The sequence below is a fragment of the Occultella gossypii genome (genome assembly GCF_019947135.1).
Taxonomy (GTDB): Bacteria; Actinomycetota; Actinomycetes; order Actinomycetales; family Beutenbergiaceae; genus Occultella; species Occultella gossypii.
On sequence record NZ_JAGSHT010000028.1, the window covers coordinates 1 to 19656 of the forward strand.

The 19656-nt window shown below is 70.8% G+C and carries 16 protein-coding genes; 11 read left to right on the plus strand and 5 right to left on the minus strand.

Features of this window, described 5'->3' with window-relative positions:
* Positions 1–2176, plus strand: a 2176-nt coding sequence (locus KCQ71_RS24940; RefSeq protein ID WP_223411401.1) for an HNH endonuclease signature motif containing protein, incomplete at its 5' end; no start/stop codon positions are given.
* Positions 2177–2198: 22 nt separating this feature from the next.
* Here KCQ71_RS24940 and KCQ71_RS24945 read toward each other — a convergent pair.
* From KCQ71_RS24945 to KCQ71_RS24955, 3 genes are all read right to left on the minus strand, one after another.
* Positions 2199–3020: a hypothetical protein gene (locus KCQ71_RS24945; RefSeq protein ID WP_223411402.1), complete on the minus strand. Its 822-nt coding sequence runs from the start codon at positions 3018–3020 to the stop codon at positions 2199–2201.
* Between the two features lie 66 nt (positions 3021–3086).
* The gene (locus KCQ71_RS24950) at positions 3087–3485 is read right to left on the minus strand and encodes a GntR family transcriptional regulator (protein ID WP_223411403.1); all 399 of its coding nucleotides are present in this window, start codon (positions 3483–3485) and stop codon (positions 3087–3089) included.
* Complete coding sequence (locus KCQ71_RS24955; RefSeq protein WP_223411404.1) at positions 3482–4612, minus strand: hypothetical protein; 1131 nt, start codon at positions 4610–4612, stop codon at positions 3482–3484. The genes KCQ71_RS24950 and KCQ71_RS24955 overlap by 4 nt, the downstream gene beginning before the upstream one ends.
* 300 nt (positions 4613–4912) lie before the next feature.
* Between KCQ71_RS24955 and KCQ71_RS24960 the strand changes: the two genes are divergently transcribed.
* The gene (locus tag KCQ71_RS24960; protein WP_223411405.1) at positions 4913–5965 is read left to right on the plus strand and encodes an App1 family protein phosphatidate phosphatase; all 1053 of its coding nucleotides are present in this window, start codon (positions 4913–4915) and stop codon (positions 5963–5965) included.
* A gap of 197 nt (positions 5966–6162) precedes the next feature.
* On the opposite strand, the gene KCQ71_RS24965 is transcribed toward KCQ71_RS24960, so the two are convergent.
* Positions 6163–6378, minus strand: coding sequence for a DUF1918 domain-containing protein (locus KCQ71_RS24965; RefSeq protein ID WP_223411406.1), 216 nt, complete (start codon positions 6376–6378; stop codon positions 6163–6165).
* A 191-nt stretch (positions 6379–6569) separates the two neighbouring features.
* Between KCQ71_RS24965 and KCQ71_RS24970 the strand changes: the two genes are divergently transcribed.
* On the plus strand, positions 6570–6854 hold the full coding sequence (locus KCQ71_RS24970; protein ID WP_223411407.1) for a DivIVA domain-containing protein: 285 nt from the start codon (positions 6570–6572) through the stop codon (positions 6852–6854).
* Between the two features lie 60 nt (positions 6855–6914).
* On the opposite strand, the gene KCQ71_RS24975 is transcribed toward KCQ71_RS24970, so the two are convergent.
* On the minus strand, positions 6915–8006 hold the full coding sequence (locus KCQ71_RS24975; RefSeq protein ID WP_223411408.1) for a VIT1/CCC1 transporter family protein: 1092 nt from the start codon (positions 8004–8006) through the stop codon (positions 6915–6917).
* 281 nt (positions 8007–8287) lie between these two features.
* On the opposite strand from KCQ71_RS24975, the gene ectA reads away from it, so the two are divergent.
* From ectA to KCQ71_RS25015, 8 genes are all read left to right on the plus strand, one after another.
* The gene (gene ectA / locus KCQ71_RS24980; RefSeq protein ID WP_223411409.1) at positions 8288–8956 is read left to right on the plus strand and encodes a diaminobutyrate acetyltransferase; all 669 of its coding nucleotides are present in this window, start codon (positions 8288–8290) and stop codon (positions 8954–8956) included.
* Between the two features lie 99 nt (positions 8957–9055).
* The gene (gene ectB / locus KCQ71_RS24985) at positions 9056–10324 is read left to right on the plus strand and encodes a diaminobutyrate--2-oxoglutarate transaminase (protein WP_223411410.1); all 1269 of its coding nucleotides are present in this window, start codon (positions 9056–9058) and stop codon (positions 10322–10324) included.
* A 42-nt stretch (positions 10325–10366) separates the two neighbouring features.
* Positions 10367–10765 (plus strand): ectoine synthase, encoded by a 399-nt coding sequence (locus tag KCQ71_RS24990; protein ID WP_163544242.1) that lies wholly within the window; start codon positions 10367–10369, stop codon positions 10763–10765.
* A gap of 85 nt (positions 10766–10850) precedes the next feature.
* Positions 10851–11921: a hypothetical protein gene (locus tag KCQ71_RS24995; RefSeq protein WP_223411411.1), complete on the plus strand. Its 1071-nt coding sequence runs from the start codon at positions 10851–10853 to the stop codon at positions 11919–11921.
* A gap of 332 nt (positions 11922–12253) precedes the next feature.
* The gene (locus KCQ71_RS25000; protein WP_223411412.1) at positions 12254–13234 is read left to right on the plus strand and encodes an HNH endonuclease family protein; all 981 of its coding nucleotides are present in this window, start codon (positions 12254–12256) and stop codon (positions 13232–13234) included.
* Positions 13218–17159 carry a TM0106 family RecB-like putative nuclease gene (locus KCQ71_RS25005; protein ID WP_223411413.1) on the plus strand — a complete coding sequence of 1314 codons (3942 nt, stop codon included), beginning with the start codon at positions 13218–13220 and terminating at the stop codon, positions 17157–17159. Before KCQ71_RS25000 ends, KCQ71_RS25005 begins: the two co-directional genes overlap by 17 nt.
* Positions 17160–17332: 173 nt before the next feature.
* Positions 17333–18088: an IclR family transcriptional regulator gene (locus KCQ71_RS25010; protein WP_223411414.1), complete on the plus strand. Its 756-nt coding sequence runs from the start codon at positions 17333–17335 to the stop codon at positions 18086–18088.
* The gene (locus tag KCQ71_RS25015; protein WP_223411415.1) at positions 18085–19626 is read left to right on the plus strand and encodes an N-acyl-D-amino-acid deacylase family protein; all 1542 of its coding nucleotides are present in this window, start codon (positions 18085–18087) and stop codon (positions 19624–19626) included. The genes KCQ71_RS25010 and KCQ71_RS25015 overlap by 4 nt, the downstream gene beginning before the upstream one ends.
* The last annotated feature ends 30 nt before the right edge of the window (positions 19627–19656 follow it).

Genomic DNA, 19656 nt, shown 5'->3' on the forward strand with positions numbered 1-19656 from the left:
CGGGCAGATCGGCCTCGACCAGGCCCAGATCCTGCTCAAGGCCACCACCACCCAAGCCGCGGTCGACGGCCTCCAGTACCCCGCCACCCCCACCGCCCCCGGCACGGGCGACACCGGCTCGGGCGACACGGACCCGACCACGGTCACCGACACCACCGACGGCGTCGAAGGCACCGACACCACCGAAGGCGCTGACGCCACCGACGGTCCTGACACCGCCGAGGGGACCGACCCGGCAGGCGAGGGCGCGACCGACCAAGTCGAGGCCGATCCCACGGCCGTCTCCGCCGATGCCGACTCAACTGGCACCGGTGCTGCCGGCGTGGGTGGTGGGCGGGTGCAGACGGTCGAGGAGTTCCTCCTGAGTAATGCCGCCACGCGGTCTCCGGAGGACCTGCGCAGGCTGGTCGATCACTTCGTCGCGATCGCCGACCCCGACGCCACCGACAAGACTCATCGGGCTGCGGCCGACCGTGAGTTCTTGAACATCGACCGGACCATGGACGGCTACCACGTGGCCGGGTTCCTGACCCTCGAACACGGCCAGTACGTCCGCACCGCTCTGGAGGCGATCATGGGCAAGCCCGCCGCCGGTGAGACCCGCACCTCCGGTCAGCGCCGCGCCCAAGCCCTCAGCGACCTCGCCCACATGATGTTGGACCAAGGCAAAGTCGGCACCTCCGCCTCCGTGCGCCCCCACCTCGGCGTCCTGATCAGCTACCCCGAATTCCTCGACGCCATCAACACCACCGACACCACCGACACCGCCAACGTAGCCGAAGCCGCCAACGCAGCCGAAGCCGCCAACGCAGCCGAAGCCGCCAACGCAGCCGAAGCCGCCAACGCAGCCGAAGCCGCCAACGCAGCCGAGGCCGCCAACGCAGCCGAGGCCGAGGAAGCAGCCGAGTCCGCGGAAGCAGCTGAGTCCGCGGAAGCAGCCACCGAAGCGGCCACTGACGACGCGCCGGGCGGAGCGGATGTGGCCAGTCCGACGGCGCCCCCGCGGTCGATCACCGACCCTCTGCCCGGCCTGGACACCACCACCGCGGCCGACCCCAGTCCCCACGGCGACGGCGGCACACCGACCGGCCCGACCGAGCGCAGCCCCCGCAGCGACGGCGGCACATCGACCGGCCCGACCGAGCGCGGCCCCCACAGCGACGGCGGGACACCGACCGGCCGGACAACCGCGGGCACGCCGGCCGCCGACCCGGAGCACCACGCCAGCGCCTCTGGACCAGAATCTCCCCAGCCGACCCCTGGAACGCCCGAGTCCCGGGCGGGTGAGCCCGGCGATCCCACGGTCGGACCCACACCGCCGCGCGCACCAGCCTCAACCGACGGGGCGGGCGAGGCCAGCACGTGCGCGCCAGCACCTACCCAGCCGCGCGCACCGACCGAGGCGGACACCGCGACCGCCACCGACCCGGCGAGCAAGCCCGGCGCTTCGGCGCACGCACCCACACCGCCGCGCACGTCCCAGGGGACAGGCCTGCCCGACTGCCAATCGCCGGCCGTCGGGCCACTGGGTCAACCCACCACCGGCACCGCCCTGCCCGATGCCCGCGGCACCACCGTGCCCGATGTCAACGGCACCGCTGTGCCCGGTGCCAACGGCACCGCTGTGCCCGGTGCCAACGCGACCGCTGCGCCCGGTGCCAACGCGACCGCTGCGCCCGGTGCCAACGGGACCGCCGGGCCCGGTCTCAACGGCACCGCCCTGCCCAGCACCGAGCGGGACTGGGCCGCCCTGCTCGCCGCCGGACCCGCGACCTTCATCGACAACACCGGACCCGTCCCCCGCGACCTGCTCGACCGCATCATCGGCTGCGCCGGCGAGATCTACCGCATCATCTTCGGACCCGACAACGAAATCCTCAACCACGGCCGCGCCCACCGCCTCTTCACCGCCGCCCAACGCCGAGCCCACGTCGCCCGCGACCGCCACTGCGTCCACCCCGACTGCACCGTCCCACCCGAACGCTGCGAATCACACCACAGCACCCACTGGGCCAACGGCGGCAACACCAACCTCCACGACGCAGCCCTGCTCTGCTACCACCACCACCGCTGGATCCACACCCACAACATCACCATGACCAGACACCACGGGAAATGGCACCTCTACAAGCCAGACGGCACCGAGATCCTCCCCACCCGAAACCCCTGGAACTGAGCACGGTTCAGGCGGGGCGGCGCTAGCCGATCATGTGTGGCTCCGCGAGCGTCGGGCCTACCGAGGCACGTCGGCGGTAGTCGGACACGGTGCCGGACCATGCGAGGGTGCAGCCTGAGCCACCGCACTCGCACGCGAAGTCGAAGACTGGGTCGGGTGTGACATCTTCCGCCGCAACCCAGAGCGTGATCTGCTCCGCGGCAGCGTCATTCTCGAATCGGCGCTGACGCATCAGACCCTCGCCGTGGGGCAACCGGGCAGTGCTCGCCAATGCCGGAGCGAGCGCGGCTGCCACGGCGTTCCGGATCTCCGGCCAATCGGGTTCGGCCGCGACCTCGACCACCGGGCGGTTCATGTCCCTCGCTTGCGCCCGTATCCGCTCGGCGAGCACTTCATCTCGTTGCAGCAGACTCTCGAGAAGCCGACGAGCGCCGAGGTCATCGACCCGGTCCAGTCGCGCCAGCCGTGCCGACCGGGTCTGCTCCGAGTCGGGTATGAGCCAGACTGCGTGCCCAACGGCAAGGGCGTCCGCCATCTCCGGGAGCAATTGCGGACCCTCCATGAGGGCCGGCACCCCGCCGAGGCGCCGGCCCGCCACGTCACGCAGCGCCAGTCGCAGCCGTTCGCGCGCCGTGGTCACGAATGCCGCCGCCGCGCTCGCCGGCCCCTTGGCCAGTTCCTCTGCCAGCGGCCGAGTCGGCCGCAGCGCAGCATGAACGTAGGTCCATCGATCGATCGGATGCAGCGGGAGGTCGTTCGCGTGCGCGATCGACCGAGCGATGGTCGATTTTCCCGAGCCGGGGGCTCCTCCGATCCAGATCATCGGCGAATCGGTCGCGTTCATGCGCTTCCTTCCGATGGTTCATGCGCTCCCTTCCGATGGGTGGCCCTTCCTGGACGACCTCAGGTCTCAGTCACGGACCTGGGGTGCTGGCAGTCCGGGCGCCATCAGGGTGCCTCGGACGAGGTCGAGCACGGCGTCGTCGCTGAGTCCTTCGATGCGGGCGGCGCGGACCAGCGCGGCGGCCGAGCGTTGCAGCTCCTGACCGGCGCCCTCGCTACCTGCTCCGTCGGCCACCACGGTGCCCAGGCGTCGGCGGGTCTGCACCAGCCCGGACTGCTCGAGCTCGCGGTAGGCGCGCGCCACGGTGCCCGCGGCCACACCGAGGTCGGCTGCGAGGTCACGCACCGTCGGCAGGCGGTCGCCCGGGTGGAGGTTGCCCGCTCCGACATGGCCGGCGATCTGGCTGCGGATCTGCTCGTACGGAGGTACCCCAAGGGCGAGATCCACGCGAACCTGCAGTGTCATGGCCGAACGTCCCGCGCTCGCGCCGTGGGCGGCGTTCCCGCTCTGTCGGCGGGCTCGATGTCGGAGCCCGGCCCGGGGCCGAGCCCGATGCCGGATCCAGTCCCACCGCCGAACCCACCGCCGGATCCCGGCCCGGCGCCGAACCCACCGTCGGATCCAGCCCCGCCGCCGGGTCCCATCCCTGACACCCCTGACCCCGGCCCGGGACCGGGTGCCGCCACGCCCTCGAGATCGGAGCGACGGGTCGACGTCGGAAATGCGGCCGTGACCACCGCCCCGACGAAGACAAGGCCCCCCGCGATCATGGTCGGCAGCCCCCAGGCCGACTCGGTCACGCTCCCGATCGGGGGACCCGCGACCACCAGTACACCGGCGAGCGTCGCTCCGACTGCAAGTTGTGCTCCGCGGAGGAGTCGCGCAGCGCTGGTGCGCCGAAGATCGAGGTCGGCGGCGGGAGCAACCCCCGCCACCGCCGGACGCCTCGCGACCTGCCGAAGCACCAGATGCGTCACCCCCGCGAGAAGCAGCGCGACGGCGAGGATCGGCACGCCGTAGGGCCACCCAGGGAACGGACTGGCGGACGATGAGACGAGGCCGTCGGCGCGAGGCGGGTCGTACACGACGGTGAGGGCAGTGCCATCCGCGATGATGCCGAACACCACGATGCTCAATGCCAGGAGCGCGCTCCACGTCAGCAGCATCACCCAGGGCAGTCGCGGTGAAACGTCGGCCACCGTTCGCCGAACGAGGGCGGCCGTGCGCACCGAACCTTCGGGCCGCGGCCAGGTGACCTCTCCCACCCAGAGGGTCAGGACGTAGGCGAGCCCGGCGACCAGGAACGTGAGACCGAACGCGAGCCCCGGCGGCGCAGCCGGGATCTCGAACAGTGCCGCGCCCGCGGCATCCACTGCGAAGGTACCGACGAGCGCCACGACGGCGAGCGTGACCGCGATCGTCGTCGCCCACATCGCGTGGCGACGCGCCGCGACCAGCGTCGCGACGGGGGTGTCTTCGGGTCGGGCGGAGCGACCCATGGCGCCGAGCAGCGCCCCGCCGATCACGACAGCGACGCCGACCACGAGCAGGGTGAAGACCACCAGGACCGAGATCGTCACAAGACCAGACATGCCGCACCACCACGCTCTCAATTATGTATCAATGAGTCGATACATTGACACGAAGAGCTGCACGTCGTCAAGCACCGGCGCCCCACCATCCGGGACAGGGATCCACAGCCTGTTCGTAGCGGCGCATCGTGACCGAATCGTTGTCATCTGAATGGGTTCAAGGTCCCCGAGGGAGTGTGACGTGGGCCACGATAGGGACCACTCGGACCCACAAAGTCGGAGCCTGCGCAATGGGGCGCAGCAGGTCGAGGTCGGCGGCGTCAGGCCGCCGACCTCGATCCTTTCCCCTAGCCTGTGCCTATGCCCGACACACACCTGGCCGCGGCCATCGAGAACGGCATCAACCGCAGACTGGTGCCGATTCTGCGGGCCCGAGGGTGGCACCCGCGGACGCTTCCCTACATCGGCTACGGGAACCAGGACTTCGTTCGAGTCCTTGGCCGGGTGATCCTGACGCGTGGCCGCGAGGCCTTGACCGCGGCCGATCAGCCGGTCGAGGAGGATCTGATCTCACGCCGCGGCTGGCGCTCGTTCGTGACGGCGTCCGTCGGCTATATGCCCGTGACTGTCCGGGTCGGCGACCGTGACTACCCGGCCACCGCCGATCGTGGCGGGTATCTCGATCTGGTCGTCTCGAATCACGGGCTCTCGCCGGGCTGGCACGACGTGACCATCAGTGCCAAGGCGGCCGAACCGGTGACCGAGCGGGTCCAGATCATCGATGCCGACACCCGCTTCGGCATCATCAGTGACATCGACGACACCGCGTTGGTGACGCTCGTTCCGCGACCTTTCATCGCCGTCTGGAACACGTTCATCCGCCATGGCAGTGCCCGCAAGGTGGTGCCGGGGATGGCGCAGATGTACCGCGACCTGCTCGCCGAGCACCCCGGCGCCCCGATCTTCTACCTCTCGACCGGCGCCTGGAACATCATGCCGACGCTCGTTCAGTTCCTGCGCGGGCACCGATTCCCGGCCGGGACGATGCTGATGACGGACTGGGGCCCGACCAACTCGGGGTGGTTCCGCTCCGGCCAGGAGCACAAGCGCCACGCGCTCCGGCGCCTCACTGCCGAGTTCCCGCACATCCGCTGGGTCCTGGTGGGCGACGACGGCCAGCACGATCCGTATCTCTATCGCGAGTTCGCGCAGGAGTTCCCGTCGCGGGTCGCGGTCATCGCGATCCGAGAGCTGACGCCGGGCGAGCAGGTCCTCGCGCACGGTTCACCGATCGCGGTCCAGGAGGTGGGTACGGCACGTCGGGCCGGCGCTGCTGCCGAGGTCGCCGGTGGGGACGGCGCGTCGCTCGCGCCGAAACTCAGGACCGCATTGCACCAAGGTGACCAGGTGTAGTTCCCCCTGACCCTGTCTCGGCGACCAAGGCTCTCGTCCCCATGCGGCCTGCCGTGGTGGCGCTCGACTCAGCCGCGGAGCCGTCAAGGCCAGGCAGCCCTCGGGGCGCGAGCACAGCGGTGCAACCAGACCGTCGACCAAACCCGACACGGCCAGACCGAGCCGAGCACCGCCGTCGGGCATTCCCGACCGCGCTACTACTCTCCGAACAGCACCTGGAATCGCTCCACGCGCCGTTCGACGTACACATCCGGCCCGGGGCAGAACAACGACTCGTGCTCGTCGTCGACCCAACGCACGCGCCACGGCGGGCTACCGTCCGTTGTGGCGACCTCGATCACCTCGCCCTCGCGTGCAGCCACGTCGGTGTGCGACGACGCGACGACCACCCTGTCACCCACTGCCGCCTTCATGACGACCTCCCACACCACTGCGGTGGCGGCTCTCACCACCACTCCCAGTCTCCCTCACACCGTCCGGAAAGGCACGGGCCCGGCGCCGGCAACCTGCGATAAGCACAACGTCAGAAGCACCAGTACCCTCAGGACGGTCATGACTCGGTCGCCGACGGGCCCGAGGAGCCACTGCCCCATCGGAGGTCGCTTTGATCAGCGCCGAGCAGGTTCTCAATTCACAGTTCAAGCCGACGCGGTTCTCCGCCGGCTACGAGCAGGACGAGGTGGACGACTTCCTCGACCGCGTCGTCGCCACGCTCCGGCAGGCCGAGACGGGTCAGCAGACCGGGAACCCGCTGCGGTCGGACGAGGTCACCTCGGTGCGGTTCGCCACCACGAAGTTGCGGGAGGGCTACGACCAGTCTCAGGTGGACGCGCTACTGGACGAGGTCGTCGCCACGATCGAGCACCATCGAGGGCGCGGGGCCCTCTGACCCGACCCGGTCCTCACGGATGACGCTGGATCCGGCCGCTCGGCATGGACCCCCCGTGGCTCAGCCGACCGTCGTCCCGAAGAGCAGACCGAGGACGTAGGTCGCCGCCGCGGCACCCCAACCGATCGCCAACTGTCGCAGTGCGCGGCTCAGCGGCGCTGCCCCGGACAGGATCCCCACCGTCGCGCCGGTCAACATGAGCGCGATCCCGACGAGGCCCGCCGCGACCACCACTGCCGCAAGCCCGGTGAGTCCGAACAGGTAGGGCAGCACCGGGATGATGGCGCCGGAGGCGAAGAAGCAGAAGCTGGAGAGCGCAGCACCCCAGGCCGAGCCGATCTCCTCGTGGTCGCGCGCGTCCGACCGGTCCGAGGACCGGTCGCCGGAGTAGGTGGCGATCCGCTCCTCGGCCTTCGCCCGCGCTTCGCTCTCCGGCATTCCGCGCGCCCGATACACGAGCGCCAGCTCGTTGGCGTTCACGTCCAGGTCCGGGAGCGCCGTGTGCGCCGTGGGACTCGGATTGGACGCCTCCAGCAGCTCCCGCTGGGACCGCACCGACACGAACTCGCCGGCCCCCATCGAGAGTGCCCCGGCGAGCAGACCCGCGATGCCGGTGAGCATGATCGTGGCATTGTCCACGCCGGAGGCACCGATGCCGAGCACCAGGGCCAGGTTCGACACGAGGCCGTCGTTCATCCCGAACACCGCCGCCCGGAACGTCCCGGACATCCGCGCCCGGCCGCGCTCCGCGAGCGACCGCACCACCTCCTCGTGGATCCGCTCGTCCGCCGCCATCGCCGCCGTTGCATGTTCGTCGTCCGCATACGCCGACCGCGCCTCCGCGCGCTGGGCGAGGGCGAGCACGAACACGGAACCGAACCGGCCGGCGAGCCGGATCAGCAGGCGGGAGCGCACGGACGGTCGCAGCGGCCGGCCGACGTCGTCACCGAGAAGACCGACCCAGTGCGCGGCGTGCCGACCCTCCGCCTCGGCCAGCGCGAACAGGATTTCGCGCTCCTCGCCCTGTCGCTTGGCCGCAAGTCGGGTGTAGAGCGCCGCCTCGGCGCGTTCCTCAGCGAGGTAACGGCGCCAGCGGCGCACGTCCGCGGGCGACGGCGGGGGTGCTCCGGTCCCGGATGGTGCGGTTGGCATGAGCGAGAGTCTTCCAGTTGCCGCTGGGCGTCGCCCAGCCTGCGCACCCAGTGGTGAACGCCGCGGCTTGGCGACCGATCGCCGTCGGAAGTTACTGAGGGACCCTCAGAAGCGTCTCGCCATATGGACTCAATGTGGCACCAGTTTTTCGGGTGTCCCCGATCGGGAGTTTGCCGCATGGTCTGAGGCCTGAGAGCAGATCGACCCCGGCCAGAATCGCCGCGAATCGCGTCCGCAAGCCTTCACCGCGCCCCTCCGGACACCCTACGGTGGATACCGGTATGCCGACGTCCACAGAGTTATCCAACGCCCGCCACCACCATTCTGACGCGTCCACCCACGCGTCGCACAATCCACCGAACGCGCTCGCTCAGAATGCCGAACCGGGGCCGAGCCCCGATCAGTCCGGTAATCCCGACGACGACGATTCCGCCGGGACCGACGGCAACACGGCGACGCACGCACGAACCGTCGCCGCCCCGACCGTCCGCCGTCCGACCATTGCGGACGGCGCGCACATGTGGCGGATCGCCTCCGACAGCGGCGAGCTCGACGTGAACACCCCGTATGCCTATGCCCTCCTCGCGCGGGACTTCCACGACACCTGTCGCGTCGCGACGGTCGCGGACGAAGCGGTCGGCTTCGTCACCGGCTACCGCCGACCCGAGGCTCCGACCACGCTGTTCGTGTGGCAGATCGCCGTTGAGCCGGCCTTCCGCGGCCGCAACATCGGTGGCCTCCTGCTCGATGCACTGGTCCGAGACCTGGTCGACATCGTCGCGGTGGAGACCACTGTGACGCAGACCAATGACTCCTCGCGCCGGCTGTTCGGGAAGTTCGCGGACCGTCACGACGCCCGGATGTCCGAATCGCCGCTGTTCGCGGCCGGGCACTTCCCCGACGCACACGAGGCCGAACCGTTGCTCACGATCAGCGGACTGGCTCACTGACGCAAGGCCCGTCGGGCTCGGCGCCGTTGATCTCCAGCATCGTTGATCGGCGTCCGGCCCAGCACATCCCCATTCGAACCAATCGATGAAGGAATACACATGACTGCGCCCACGATCGACACCGTCGCCCTCGAATCCGGGGTCCGGAGCTATTCCCGGAACTGGCCGGCCGTGTTCTCACGAGCCGTCGGCAGCACGGTCTGGGACGAGAACGGCACGGCGTATCTGGACTTCTTCGCGGGTGCCGGCGCCCTCAACTACGGACATAATCACCCGCGCCTGAAGGACGTGGTCCTGGAGTATTTCCAGAGTGACCAGCTGGTGCATTCCCTGGACATGTTCACCACCGCCCGGGGTGACTTCCTGCAGACATTTTCCGAGATGATCCTGAAGCCCCGCGGCCTCGACCACCGCGTGGCCTTCCCCGGGCCCGGCGGTGCGAACGCGGTCGAGGCAGCCCTCAAGCTTGCGCGGAAGGTCACCGGCCGTGAGTCGATCGTGAACTTCACGAACGCCTTCCACGGGATGACGCTCGGGGCCCTCTCCGTGACCGGGAACTCCCTGAAGCGCGGCGGCGCCGGTATCCCCCTGGTGCACGCGACCCCGATGCCCTACGACGACTACTTCGACGGCGACGTGCCGGACTTCATGTACTTCGAGCGCATGCTCGGGGACTCCGGCAGCGGCCTGAACCACCCGGCCGCGGTGATCGTGGAGTCGGTACAGGGCGAGGGCGGCATCAACGCCGCCCGCGCCGAATGGCTGCGTGCTCTCGCCGACCTCTGCAAGAAGTACGACATCCTGCTGATCCTCGATGACATCCAGATGGGGTGTGGCCGAACCGGGGGCTTCTTCAGTTTCGAGGAGGCCGGGATCGTCCCGGACATCATCTGCCTGTCCAAGTCCATCAGCGGCTACGGGATGCCGATGGCGCTCACGCTGGTGCGCCCTGAGCTCGACATCTGGGAGCCGGGCGAGCACAACGGCACGTTCCGGGGCTTCAGCCCCGCGTTCGCGACCGCGGCCGAGGCGATCCGCACCTTCTGGGCGGACGACGCCCTCGAACGGTCCACCCAGACCAAGGGCGCCCACGTGGAGAGCCGGTTCAACCAGCTCGTCGCCAAGTACCCCGAGCACGAGCTGATCAGCAAGGGGCGCGGACTCGCCCGCGGCCTGCAGTTCGGCACCGCCGAGCTCGCCGGACAGGTCTGCGCGGAGGCGTACCAGCGTGGCCTGCTCATGGAGACCTCGGGGCCCGAGGACGAGGTCATGAAGATCCTCCCGCCGCTGACCCTCACCGACGACGAGCTGAACCGTGGCCTGCGGATCATCGACGAGTCCGTCGACGCGGTGCTCGGACGTTCCTGATCGCCCCGGTCCCCCTTCCCTCAACCCTTGGAGTTGCCCCACATGCTCGTCCGCACCATCGCCGAGATCACCGACACCGACGCCGACATCAAGACTGAGAACTGGCGCAGCAAGCGCATCATCCTGGCCAAGGAGGGTGTCGGCTTCTCGGTCCACGAGACCACCCTCTACGCCGGCACCGTGAACGACTTCTGGTACGCCAACCACATCGAGGCCGTGTTCATCGTCGAGGGCGAGGGAGAGATCACGGACCTGGCCACCGGCGAGACGCACCAGCTCGGACCGGGCTCGCTGTACCTGCTGAACGACCACGACAAGCACCAGGTCCGGCCCCGGACCCAGATGCGTACGGTGTGCGTGTTCAACCCGCCGGTGACAGGGCGAGAGGTGCACGACGAGAACGGCGTCTACCCGCTCGTCACGGAGCCCGCGCCGGCCTGATCCGGCCACTCGCCTGGGAGCGCCAGGGGACGCCGTCGCTATGCTCGACGCGTCAGGCCGACGCCGCAGACCTGCAGGGGGATCCATGCACACCGTCGCTCGACGCAAGCGCGGGCGTCCGGTCGCCGCTCTGGCGGCGGCCGTTGCCGTCACACTTGCGGCCTGCGACGCCGCCGGCGGCGGCGACTACTCGGTCGCCGACGCGCTCGCCCGGGTGCCGGCCATGGACGTCGAGGGCCTGTGGATCACGACGGCTGACCTCGACACCGCGACGACGGTCGCCGGCCTGGAGCGGCCGACCGAGCCGGGCGAGGTGCCCCAATGGATCCTCGCGTTGACTGCCGAGGCCGACTCGCCGGCATTCGTGCCACTGCCGGAGATCCTGGCGCAGACGTCTCCCGTCGAGGAGTCGGCCGACTCGTTCGGGTGGTCCATCCTGGACGTCGACGCGTTCGCCGGGGGCGACGCTGCGCCGACGGACCATTTCGCCACCCTCGTCGGGGACTTCGACGACGAGACGCTGGCGGACCTGCCGGTGGTCGAGGACGGGATCGTCACGGTCGGCGAGGGCGAGGACTTCGCGACAGACCTCGACGCCGCCACTGAGGCGAACCCACTCGGTGTGCCCCAGCGGTTGGCGGAGTCCGACGGCGAAATTGCCGTCTCACCGTCCACTCCCCTGGTCCGGGAGTGGCTTGCTGGACCGGAGTCGTCACTGGCGGACGACGAGGTGCTGGCCGTCCTCGCCGACGTGCTCGACTCCGCGGACGTGTACTCCGCCGCGTTCTACCGGGGCGACTACTCCCTGAGCGCGGACGCACTACCCCCAGGGGCGGAGCCCGAGGTTCTGATCCGCGAACCGTTCGAGACCGTCGGCATGGGCTGGGCGAGCGACGACGACGGCCCGCTCATGGTGGTCGCGTACGCGTTCGAGGACTCCGACAGTGCCGGCGCCGCGGCCGAGGAGGTCCGCGGCGTCTGGTCGGACGGCGTCTCGCTGGTGAACGCGGCGCCGTGGAGCGAGCGGGTCAGCGTCGAGGACGTCGTCACCCACGGCTCGATCGTCGAGGCCCGGCTTCGTCCGGTGGAACAGGCCCCGCTGAGCCTCCCGATGCGGGCACTTCAGGCCCGGGACCTGCCATTCCAACACGGCTGAACGCACCGGCGCGAGAGCGCGGCACGCATCCGCCACCAGGCTTCATCGGTGGTTCACCTATCGTTCACCTGCCGCGCCCCATCGGTTCAGACGCAACGGTGAATGTGGTGACCGTCGAGGGCGTGGTCTCCACGCCCGTTGACCCTCGCGCCCCATCGAGGCGCCGCGGACGCCGGGCCTGGGCAACTCCGGGGGGATGAGCCCGCCCGGTGTCCGCCAGGGGTGCGGTTGAGCATGCGCGGTGTCCACCGCCGACGCCGCGCCGTTCGGTTATCCACAACTGGACAGGGCCCGACGGCGCAGGGCCGGGTCATGCAGGCAGGCTCGCCCACATGCTGCCCGAACCGGAGGAGACGTCGCGAGCGCGGCCGGTGGCGTCGCTCGCGGTGCTGGTGCTTCTTGCGCTCGCCCTGGTGCTGGTGGTGCCGCAGTGGTGGGCGCAGGTGCGGGCACCGCCGCCGTACCCGGTGCCGGCCGAGCTGGTCGCAGCCGCCCGCACCGACCTCGCCTCATTGGCGGTCGTGGAGCCGCTGGGCCTCGCCGACTACGAGCGGGAGTTCTTCGGAGAGCCGTGGTCCGATGTCGACCGGAACGGGTGCGACACCCGCAACGACGTCCTCGCGGTCTGGCTCGACGATGTCGTCTTAGACGCTTTGAAGCCGTGCTTGGTGGTCTCGGGTTCCCTGTCCGACCCCTACACCGGTCATCTCGTGCCGTTCGTGCGGGGACCGAGCACCAGCGCCGAGGTGCAGATCGATCACGTGGTCGCCCTCGCCGACGCCTGGCGCAAGGGCGCGTCCCACTGGCCACCGGAACGCGCCCTCGCGTTCGCGAACGACCCCGGCAACCTGATCGCCGTGGACGGTCCGGCGAATCAGGACAAGGGCGCCGACGATGCCGCCGACTGGCTCCCGCCGAACACCGGGTTCCACTGCGCCTACGCCGTGCAGCAGATCCGGGTGAAGGCGACGTACGCGCTCGGCGTCAGCGGCGCCGAGTTCGGTGCGCTGGCGCAGGTGCTGGCGCAGGAGTGCCCGGGGGCGCCGGCGGCTCGGGCCGAGATGGTGGCCGGACGGCTGATGCCGGGCACCGCCGCGGTGGCGACTGGGGTGGGATGCCGGGCACGGCCGGGATGTCGGCCGGAGTTGGGATGTCGGCGGACCGCGATAGCCTCACGGAACCTGGATCGGACGGGCCGCTCCGCTCATGTCGAGTGGCAGAGCACGGTCGAACAGGGCCGGGTCGGACCACGTTTCGTCAGAGCGACCTCGGTCGAACAAGTGGAGGGAGGCGGGCGTGTTCCTGCTCGATGACGTGCTCGTCTACTCCGCCAGCGACCTGTCGACCGCCGTCGGCTGTGAGTTCGCCGCGCTGCGCAAGCTCGACGAACGCCTCGGCCGGGTCCCGAAGCTCGAGGTGGAGAACGCGTTCCTGGACCGGGCCGCCCGGTTGGGCAACGAGCACGAGGAACGGGTACTCGAGCAGTACCGGCAGCGGTTCGGCGCCGGCGTCGTGGAGATCGGCCCACCCACCGAGTACACCCGGGCGGCACTCGAGGACCAGCATGCACGAACCATCGCGGCGCTCCACGCGGGCGCGGATGTGGTGGCCCAGGCCGGCTTCTTCGACGGGCGGTTCCATGGGCGCGCGGACTTCCTGGTCCGCGAGGGCGACGTCGGCGGTCGGCCGAGCTACGCCGTCGTCGACGCGAAGCTGAGCCGCTCGGCGAAGTCGCCGGCCGTGATGCAGGTCGCCGCGTACGCGGACCAGCTGCTCCGAGCCGGGATCGACGTGGCCGAGTACACCCACCTGCACCTCGGCGACGACGTCGTCACGTCGCACCCGACGGCCGACGGCGTTGCCGTCCTGCGCGAGCAGCGCGAGCAGGTCCAGCACCTGCTGGACGAACACCGCCTCGATGACGGGCCGGTCGACTGGGGCGACGAGCGGTACCGGGCCTGCCTGTGGTGTGACTACTGTGCGGCCGAGCTCGAGCCGGCCCGTGACGTCAAGCTCGTCTGGGGGGTGCGCAGCGGGAACCGGAACGCCCTCCGGGCCGCGGGCATCACCACGATCGACGACCTCGCGGCCAGCACGGGACCGATACCGAAGATCCGGCCGGCCACTCTGGACCGGCTGCGCGGACAGGCTCGACTGCAGCTGCGGCAGGAGGAGGCGGAGGCGCGCGCTGTCCAGGGCCCGGGGGCCACGCCGACGGTCTTCAGCGAGGTGCACACGGTGACGGCCCTCGAGGCACTGCCCGCACCCGATGCCGGCGACATCTTCTTCGACTTCGAGGGCGATCCGATGTGGGTCGACTCCGACCGGACCGAGTGGGGCCTTGAGTACCTCTTCGGTCTCGTCGAGGCCGGCCCCGAGGAGCGCTATGTGACGTTCTGGGCGCACGATCGCGCCGAGGAGGCGCAGGCGCTCCGGAGTTTTCTGGCGTACGTGGCGCAGCGCCGCGCCGCGCATCCGCAACTGCACATCTACCACTACGCAGCCTACGAGCAGTCCGCGCTGCGCAACCTCGCGCAACGCCACGGGTTCGGCGCGGACGAGGTCGAGGACCTCATCGCCGACGGGGTCCTCGTCGACCTGTACAAGACCGTCAAGGACGGCGTCCGGATCTCCCAGCGCTCCTACTCCCTCAAGAAACTCGAGCCGCTGTACATGGGCGCGGAGCTCCGGGACGCGTCGGGCGTCACCAGCGGTGGGGACTCGGTGGTCGCGTACGAGGAAGCCATGGCCATGCGCGCCGCCGGGGACGACGCCGGCCATGCCGCGCGCCTCGCCGAGCTCGCCGATTACAACCGGTACGACTGCGTCTCCACGCTTCGGCTGCGGGATTGGCTGCTCGAGCAGCGGGACCGGACGCTCGCCGTGCTGCGTGAGGCCGCGCTGGCCCTCGGTGCCGGTGCCAGCCCGATGGAGTCTCCGGAGACGAGCACCGCCGGGATCGCGACCGAGCCTGCCATGGCCGTCGAGGAGGAGACCGAGGAGACGACCGCACAGATCCTCGCCCGGGCGTTGCTGGCCCGGACGTCGGACCCGGCCGCTCCGCTCCTCGCCGCCGCCCTCGAGTACCACCGCCGCGAGGACGAGCCGTTCTGGCGGGCTCACTTCGAACGGCTCGACGCGCCGCGGCGGGACTGGGTGGACGCCCGGGACGTGCTCGAGGTGCACGGGGGCAGGGTCGTCGAGGACTGGTCCGGACCGGAGGGTCGGCGGCCCACGCGGGTCCTCGAGCTCACCGGGGCGCTGGGCACCGGCAGCATCGTCGGCGCCGGCTCCGAGGTGTACTGCGTCTATCCCCCGCCGGTTCCCGACGGCATGCGGGTCCCCGAGGGACACGAGCGCGCCACCTCGGGCGCCCGGGTGATCAGTCGGGGCGAGAACAGCGACGGCGAGGACGTTCTGGTCATCGCGGAGTGGCTCGCCCGGGACGTGGTCGAGCACGACGTCCTGCCGGTCCTGATCACCCCAGGCGCACCGCCGTCCGCCGCCTCGCTCCGGTCCGCCATCGAGTTGGTCGCCCAGGCGGTCGTGGACGACGGCACGGCAGCCTCGACCGCGCCGCCTGCGCCGACCATGCTGACTGCGCGGGCCACCGACGCGAACACGGCAAGCTCGCCGACTGTGGTCGAGGGTGGCGGTGGCGAGGCAGCAACGATTGCCGTCGAGACCGGCGTTCGTCTGGAACCGGAACGGGACGAGGAGCGGGCGGTGGGTGCCCCGCCGCGGCCCTCGACTGGTCCCGATACCTGGCTGCTGCCGGCTCAGGCGGCTCTCGACGTGTTGCGTCGAGTACCGCCCCGGCAGCGGCACGGCGGAACGCTCCCCCACGCCGCCGTCAGCGTGCCCGGCCCGGGCTCCGCCGTCGACGGGGTAGGTGGCGACCACATCGGCGCGGACCACATCAGCGCGGTCACCGACGCGGTGCTCGGTGCCGACGACTCCTACGTCGCGGTCCAGGGCCCACCTGGCACCGGCAAGACCTACCTGGGCACCCGAGTCATCGCCGCACTGGTGCAGCGGTTCGGGTGGCGGGTCGGCGTGGTCGCGCAGTCGCACGCGGTCGTCGAACACTTCCTGGGCGGGGTGATCGAGGCCGGTGTCCCTGGCGCGCAGGTCGGCAAGCGCGGCGGCAGCATCGACGCGAGCATCCCGACCGACTTCCGTCCCGCCGTCGAACATGACCGGAATGCGCCACCGTGGGTGCGCGTGGACACCTACCAGCACCAGGAGTTCCTCGAACGCCACGGCAGCGCCGGCGCGGTGATCGGCGGCACCGCCTGGGACTTCACGAACCGGCGCCGGTTCGCCGTCGGGGACCTCGACCTACTGGTCGTCGACGAGGCTGGCCAGTTCTCGCTCGCGAACACGATCGCCGTCGCCACGGCCGCCCGCCGACTACTGCTGCTCGGCGATCCGCAGCAGCTGCCGCAGGTCAGCCAAGGCACCCATGACGCGCCCGTCGACGTCTCGGCGCTCGGCTGGCTCACCGAGGGTCACGCCACCCTGCCGCCGAGTCGCGGCTACTTCCTGGACCGGACGTGGCGGCTCCACCCGGCGTTGTGCGAGGCGGTCTCGACGCTCGCCTACGACCACCAGTTGCACAGTCACCCGCGGACCGCGCGGCGGCACCTCGAGGGCCTCGACGCGGGAGTGCACGTGGTGCGGGTGCCGCACCGCGGCAACGTCGTGGACTCCCCCGAGGAGTCCGCGGAGGTCGTCGCGCAGATCCAGGCACTGCTCGGCAAGCGCTGGACGGACAGTTCCGACCGCGCCAACAGTGCCGAAAGTGCCGACAGGGCCGACGTTGCCGACAGGGCCGACAGGGCCGATAGCGCCGAGGCGCGCCCGTTGGCCCCGGCGGACATCCTCGTCGTCGCCGCCTACAACGCCCAGGTGCAGCGCATCCGGCACGACCTCGCCGATGCGGGCCTGGAGGCGGTCCGGGTCGGCACGGTGGACAAGTTCCAGGGCCAGGAAGCCGCCGTCGTGCTGCTCAGCCTGGCCGCATCCAGCGCGGACGATGCGCCGCGCGGGCTCGGCTTCGTGCTCTCCCGCAACCGGCTGAACGTGGCGATCTCCCGGGGCAAGTGGGCGGCGATCGTGATCCGCTCACCCGGCCTGACCCGGCACCTGCCGTGGGACCCGAACGAATTGACCGCGCTCGGCGCGTTCATCACGCTCTGCAGCGACGCCCGCGAGCGCCGGAGCCGCCGTCACTGACGGCCTCCAGACCTGGATTCCTCACCGCAGGCACTCGACCTGCGCTACTGCGTCGGCCCACCACGATCGTGCGGTGCCGGGTTCGAGTGCCCTGCGAGCACCCTCGCTCGATCCACTTGTCTCAACTATTTGAATCGTGCGCCAGGGACCTGAAAGGCCCTATCCTGTCGGGCATGGGCGAGAAGGCACAGGTCGTCGGCGCGGAACGGGTCCTCGTCCTGCTCCGTGCCCTCGCCGAGCATGGCCAGGGCGCGACGCTGGATGAGCTCGCGGCCGTCGTCGGCGGCTCCAAGCCCACGATCCACCGGGGGCTCGCACTCCTGTGCCGGATCGGCTTCGCGCGCCGCGACGAACGTGGCCACTACTGTCTCGGCGACCAGTACCTGCGGCTCGCCTTCACCTACCACGAGCAGCAGACCGACCACCTGCGGGCGCAGCCGATCCTGGCGGCGCTGGCCGAGCGGTTCGGCGAGACCGCGCACTACGCCGTGCTCGACGGCCGCGACGTGGTCTACCGCGGCAAGGTCGACCCGCCCGATCGCGCGGTCCGGCTGACCTCGGTGATCGGTGGCCGCAACCCAGCCCACTCCACCGCCGTCGGGAAGGTCCTGCTCGCGCATCGCCTGACCGACGAGCCCCAGGTCCGGGCCTGGCTCACCGGCGGCGAGCTCGAAGCCCGTACCGAAGCGACGATCGTCGCGCCGGACGCTTTCGCGACCGAGCTCGCCCGCGCCCGCGACCAGGGTTACGCGAACGAGGACGAGGAGAACGAGCTGGGCATCGCCTGCCTCGCTGTGCCGGTCTGGTGGGGACCCGGCACCGAGCCGACCGGGGGCATCAGCATCAGCGCCGTCCGCTACCGTACTCCGTTGGCCGCGCTGCTCGACCGGCTCCCGGAGATCCGCGCGATCATCGACGGTGCGCCATGATCGCGGACCTGCTGGTACGCGGCGCGACCGTCATAGACGGCTCGGGCGGCGTGCCGGTGCCCGCGGACGTCGCCGTGGCCGACGGCGTGATCGTGGCGGTCGGGAAGCTCGCCGCGGTCACCGCGGCCGAGATCGTGTCGGCGCCCGGGGCGGTGCTCCTGCCCGGCTTCATCGACGCACACTCGCACACCGATGCCGTCATCGGGCAGGCGCACGTGCAGCACGCGCTGTTGCGCCAGGGCGTGACGACCGTCGTCACCGGCCAGGACGGCGTCTCACATGCGGGCGCGGGCGCTGACGGCGGTGCGTGGGGCTCGCGGTACTTCGCAGGCATCAACGGCACGTCGGAGCCGGCCGGGACGCTGGCGGAGTATCGCGCCACGCTCGCGGGCGAGCTGCGCCTCAACACCGCCCACCTGCTCCCGCACGGGTCGATGAGGTACCAGCGGGCCGGGCTGCGCGAGCGCCTGGATGCCGGCGAGGTCGCCGCGCTGCGGGACGACGTCGAGGCGGGGCTCGCCGACGGTGCCGTCGGGCTCTCGACCGGGCTGCACTACATCCCGGGCGTGCACGCCGACGTCGACGAGTTCGTCGTGCTGGCCGGCCCGCTCGCCGCGGCCGGCCGGCCCTACGTCACCCACATGCGCGGGTACGAGGCCGAGTCCGCCGTCGGCCTCGGCGAGGTGCTGGCGATCGCCCGCCGCAGCGGTGTCGGCGCACACATCTCCCACCTGCACGGACCGGCGCAGGAGCTCCTGGCCACGATCGATCGTGCCGCCGGGGACGGGCTGGACCTGACCTTCGACTCCTACCCGTACCTGTCCGGGTTCAGCCTGCTGAGCGTGCCGCTGCTGCCCTGGGACCTGCTCAGGCTGGCTCCGGAGGACCTGGTGGAACGCCTGTCACAACCCGATGCGCTCGCGTGCATGCCACCCGGCTGGGGCGACACCGTCGCGCAGGAGCTGGACCGGATCACGCTCGCCGGCGTTCCGGGACGCCCCGACCTGGAAGGGCTGACGCTCCGGGCAGCCGCCGAGGTGCTCGACCGGGACGCCCCGACGATGGTGCTCGACCTGATCGCCGACACCGCCGGCGCCGTGACCGCGGTGTTCCAGCAACCCTCGACGAGCACCGAGGGCGACGTCCGTGCCCTGCTGCGACATCGTGGTCACATGGGCGGGTCGGACGGCATCTTCGTCGGCGGCCATCCGCATCCCCGGGCCTGGGGAACGTTCGCCAGGTACCTGGCCCGGCACGTCCGCGACCTCGGCGACTGGAGCTGGGCGGAGGCCGCCGTGCACCTCGCCGCCAGGCCCGGGGCCCGGTTCGGGCTCGGTGGTCGCGGCCACATCCGACCCGGCGCCCCGGCCGACCTCGTACTGATCGACCCACGCACGGTCACGGATACCGCGACCTACGCCGAGCCGCAACGCCTCGCCACCGGCATCAGCGACGTCTGGGTCGGCGGCGTGCGGGTGCTCCGCGACGGCGAGCTCACAAGGGCCCGGCCTGGCGCCCCCCTGACCTGGCAAGACTGAACCGTTCCCACCCGATACCCGAAGGAAGAT

What these genes read in the sequence shown, in the direction of transcription:
- KCQ71_RS24965 (WP_223411406.1), bottom strand. Translation starts at nt 6,378, where the DNA reads ATGAAGGCGGCAGTGGGTGACAGGGTGGTCGTCGCGTCGTCGCACACC.
- KCQ71_RS25015 (WP_223411415.1), top strand. Translation starts at nt 18,085, where the DNA reads ATGATCGCGGACCTGCTGGTACGCGGCGCGACCGTCATAGACGGCTCG.
- KCQ71_RS24955 (WP_223411404.1), bottom strand. Translation starts at nt 4,612, where the DNA reads ATGTCTGGTCTTGTGACGATCTCGGTCCTGGTGGTCTTCACCCTGCTC.
- ectB (WP_223411410.1), top strand. Translation starts at nt 9,056, where the DNA reads ATGACTGCGCCCACGATCGACACCGTCGCCCTCGAATCCGGGGTCCGG.
- KCQ71_RS24995 (WP_223411411.1), top strand. Translation starts at nt 10,851, where the DNA reads ATGCACACCGTCGCTCGACGCAAGCGCGGGCGTCCGGTCGCCGCTCTG.
- KCQ71_RS25000 (WP_223411412.1), top strand. Translation starts at nt 12,254, where the DNA reads ATGCTGCCCGAACCGGAGGAGACGTCGCGAGCGCGGCCGGTGGCGTCG.
- KCQ71_RS24950 (WP_223411403.1), bottom strand. Translation starts at nt 3,485, where the DNA reads ATGACACTGCAGGTTCGCGTGGATCTCGCCCTTGGGGTACCTCCGTAC.
- KCQ71_RS24960 (WP_223411405.1), top strand. Translation starts at nt 4,913, where the DNA reads ATGCCCGACACACACCTGGCCGCGGCCATCGAGAACGGCATCAACCGC.
- KCQ71_RS24990 (WP_163544242.1), top strand. Translation starts at nt 10,367, where the DNA reads ATGCTCGTCCGCACCATCGCCGAGATCACCGACACCGACGCCGACATC.
- KCQ71_RS24975 (WP_223411408.1), bottom strand. Translation starts at nt 8,006, where the DNA reads ATGCCAACCGCACCATCCGGGACCGGAGCACCCCCGCCGTCGCCCGCG.
- KCQ71_RS24945 (WP_223411402.1), bottom strand. Translation starts at nt 3,020, where the DNA reads ATGAACGCGACCGATTCGCCGATGATCTGGATCGGAGGAGCCCCCGGC.
- KCQ71_RS25010 (WP_223411414.1), top strand. Translation starts at nt 17,333, where the DNA reads ATGGGCGAGAAGGCACAGGTCGTCGGCGCGGAACGGGTCCTCGTCCTG.
- ectA (WP_223411409.1), top strand. Translation starts at nt 8,288, where the DNA reads ATGCCGACGTCCACAGAGTTATCCAACGCCCGCCACCACCATTCTGAC.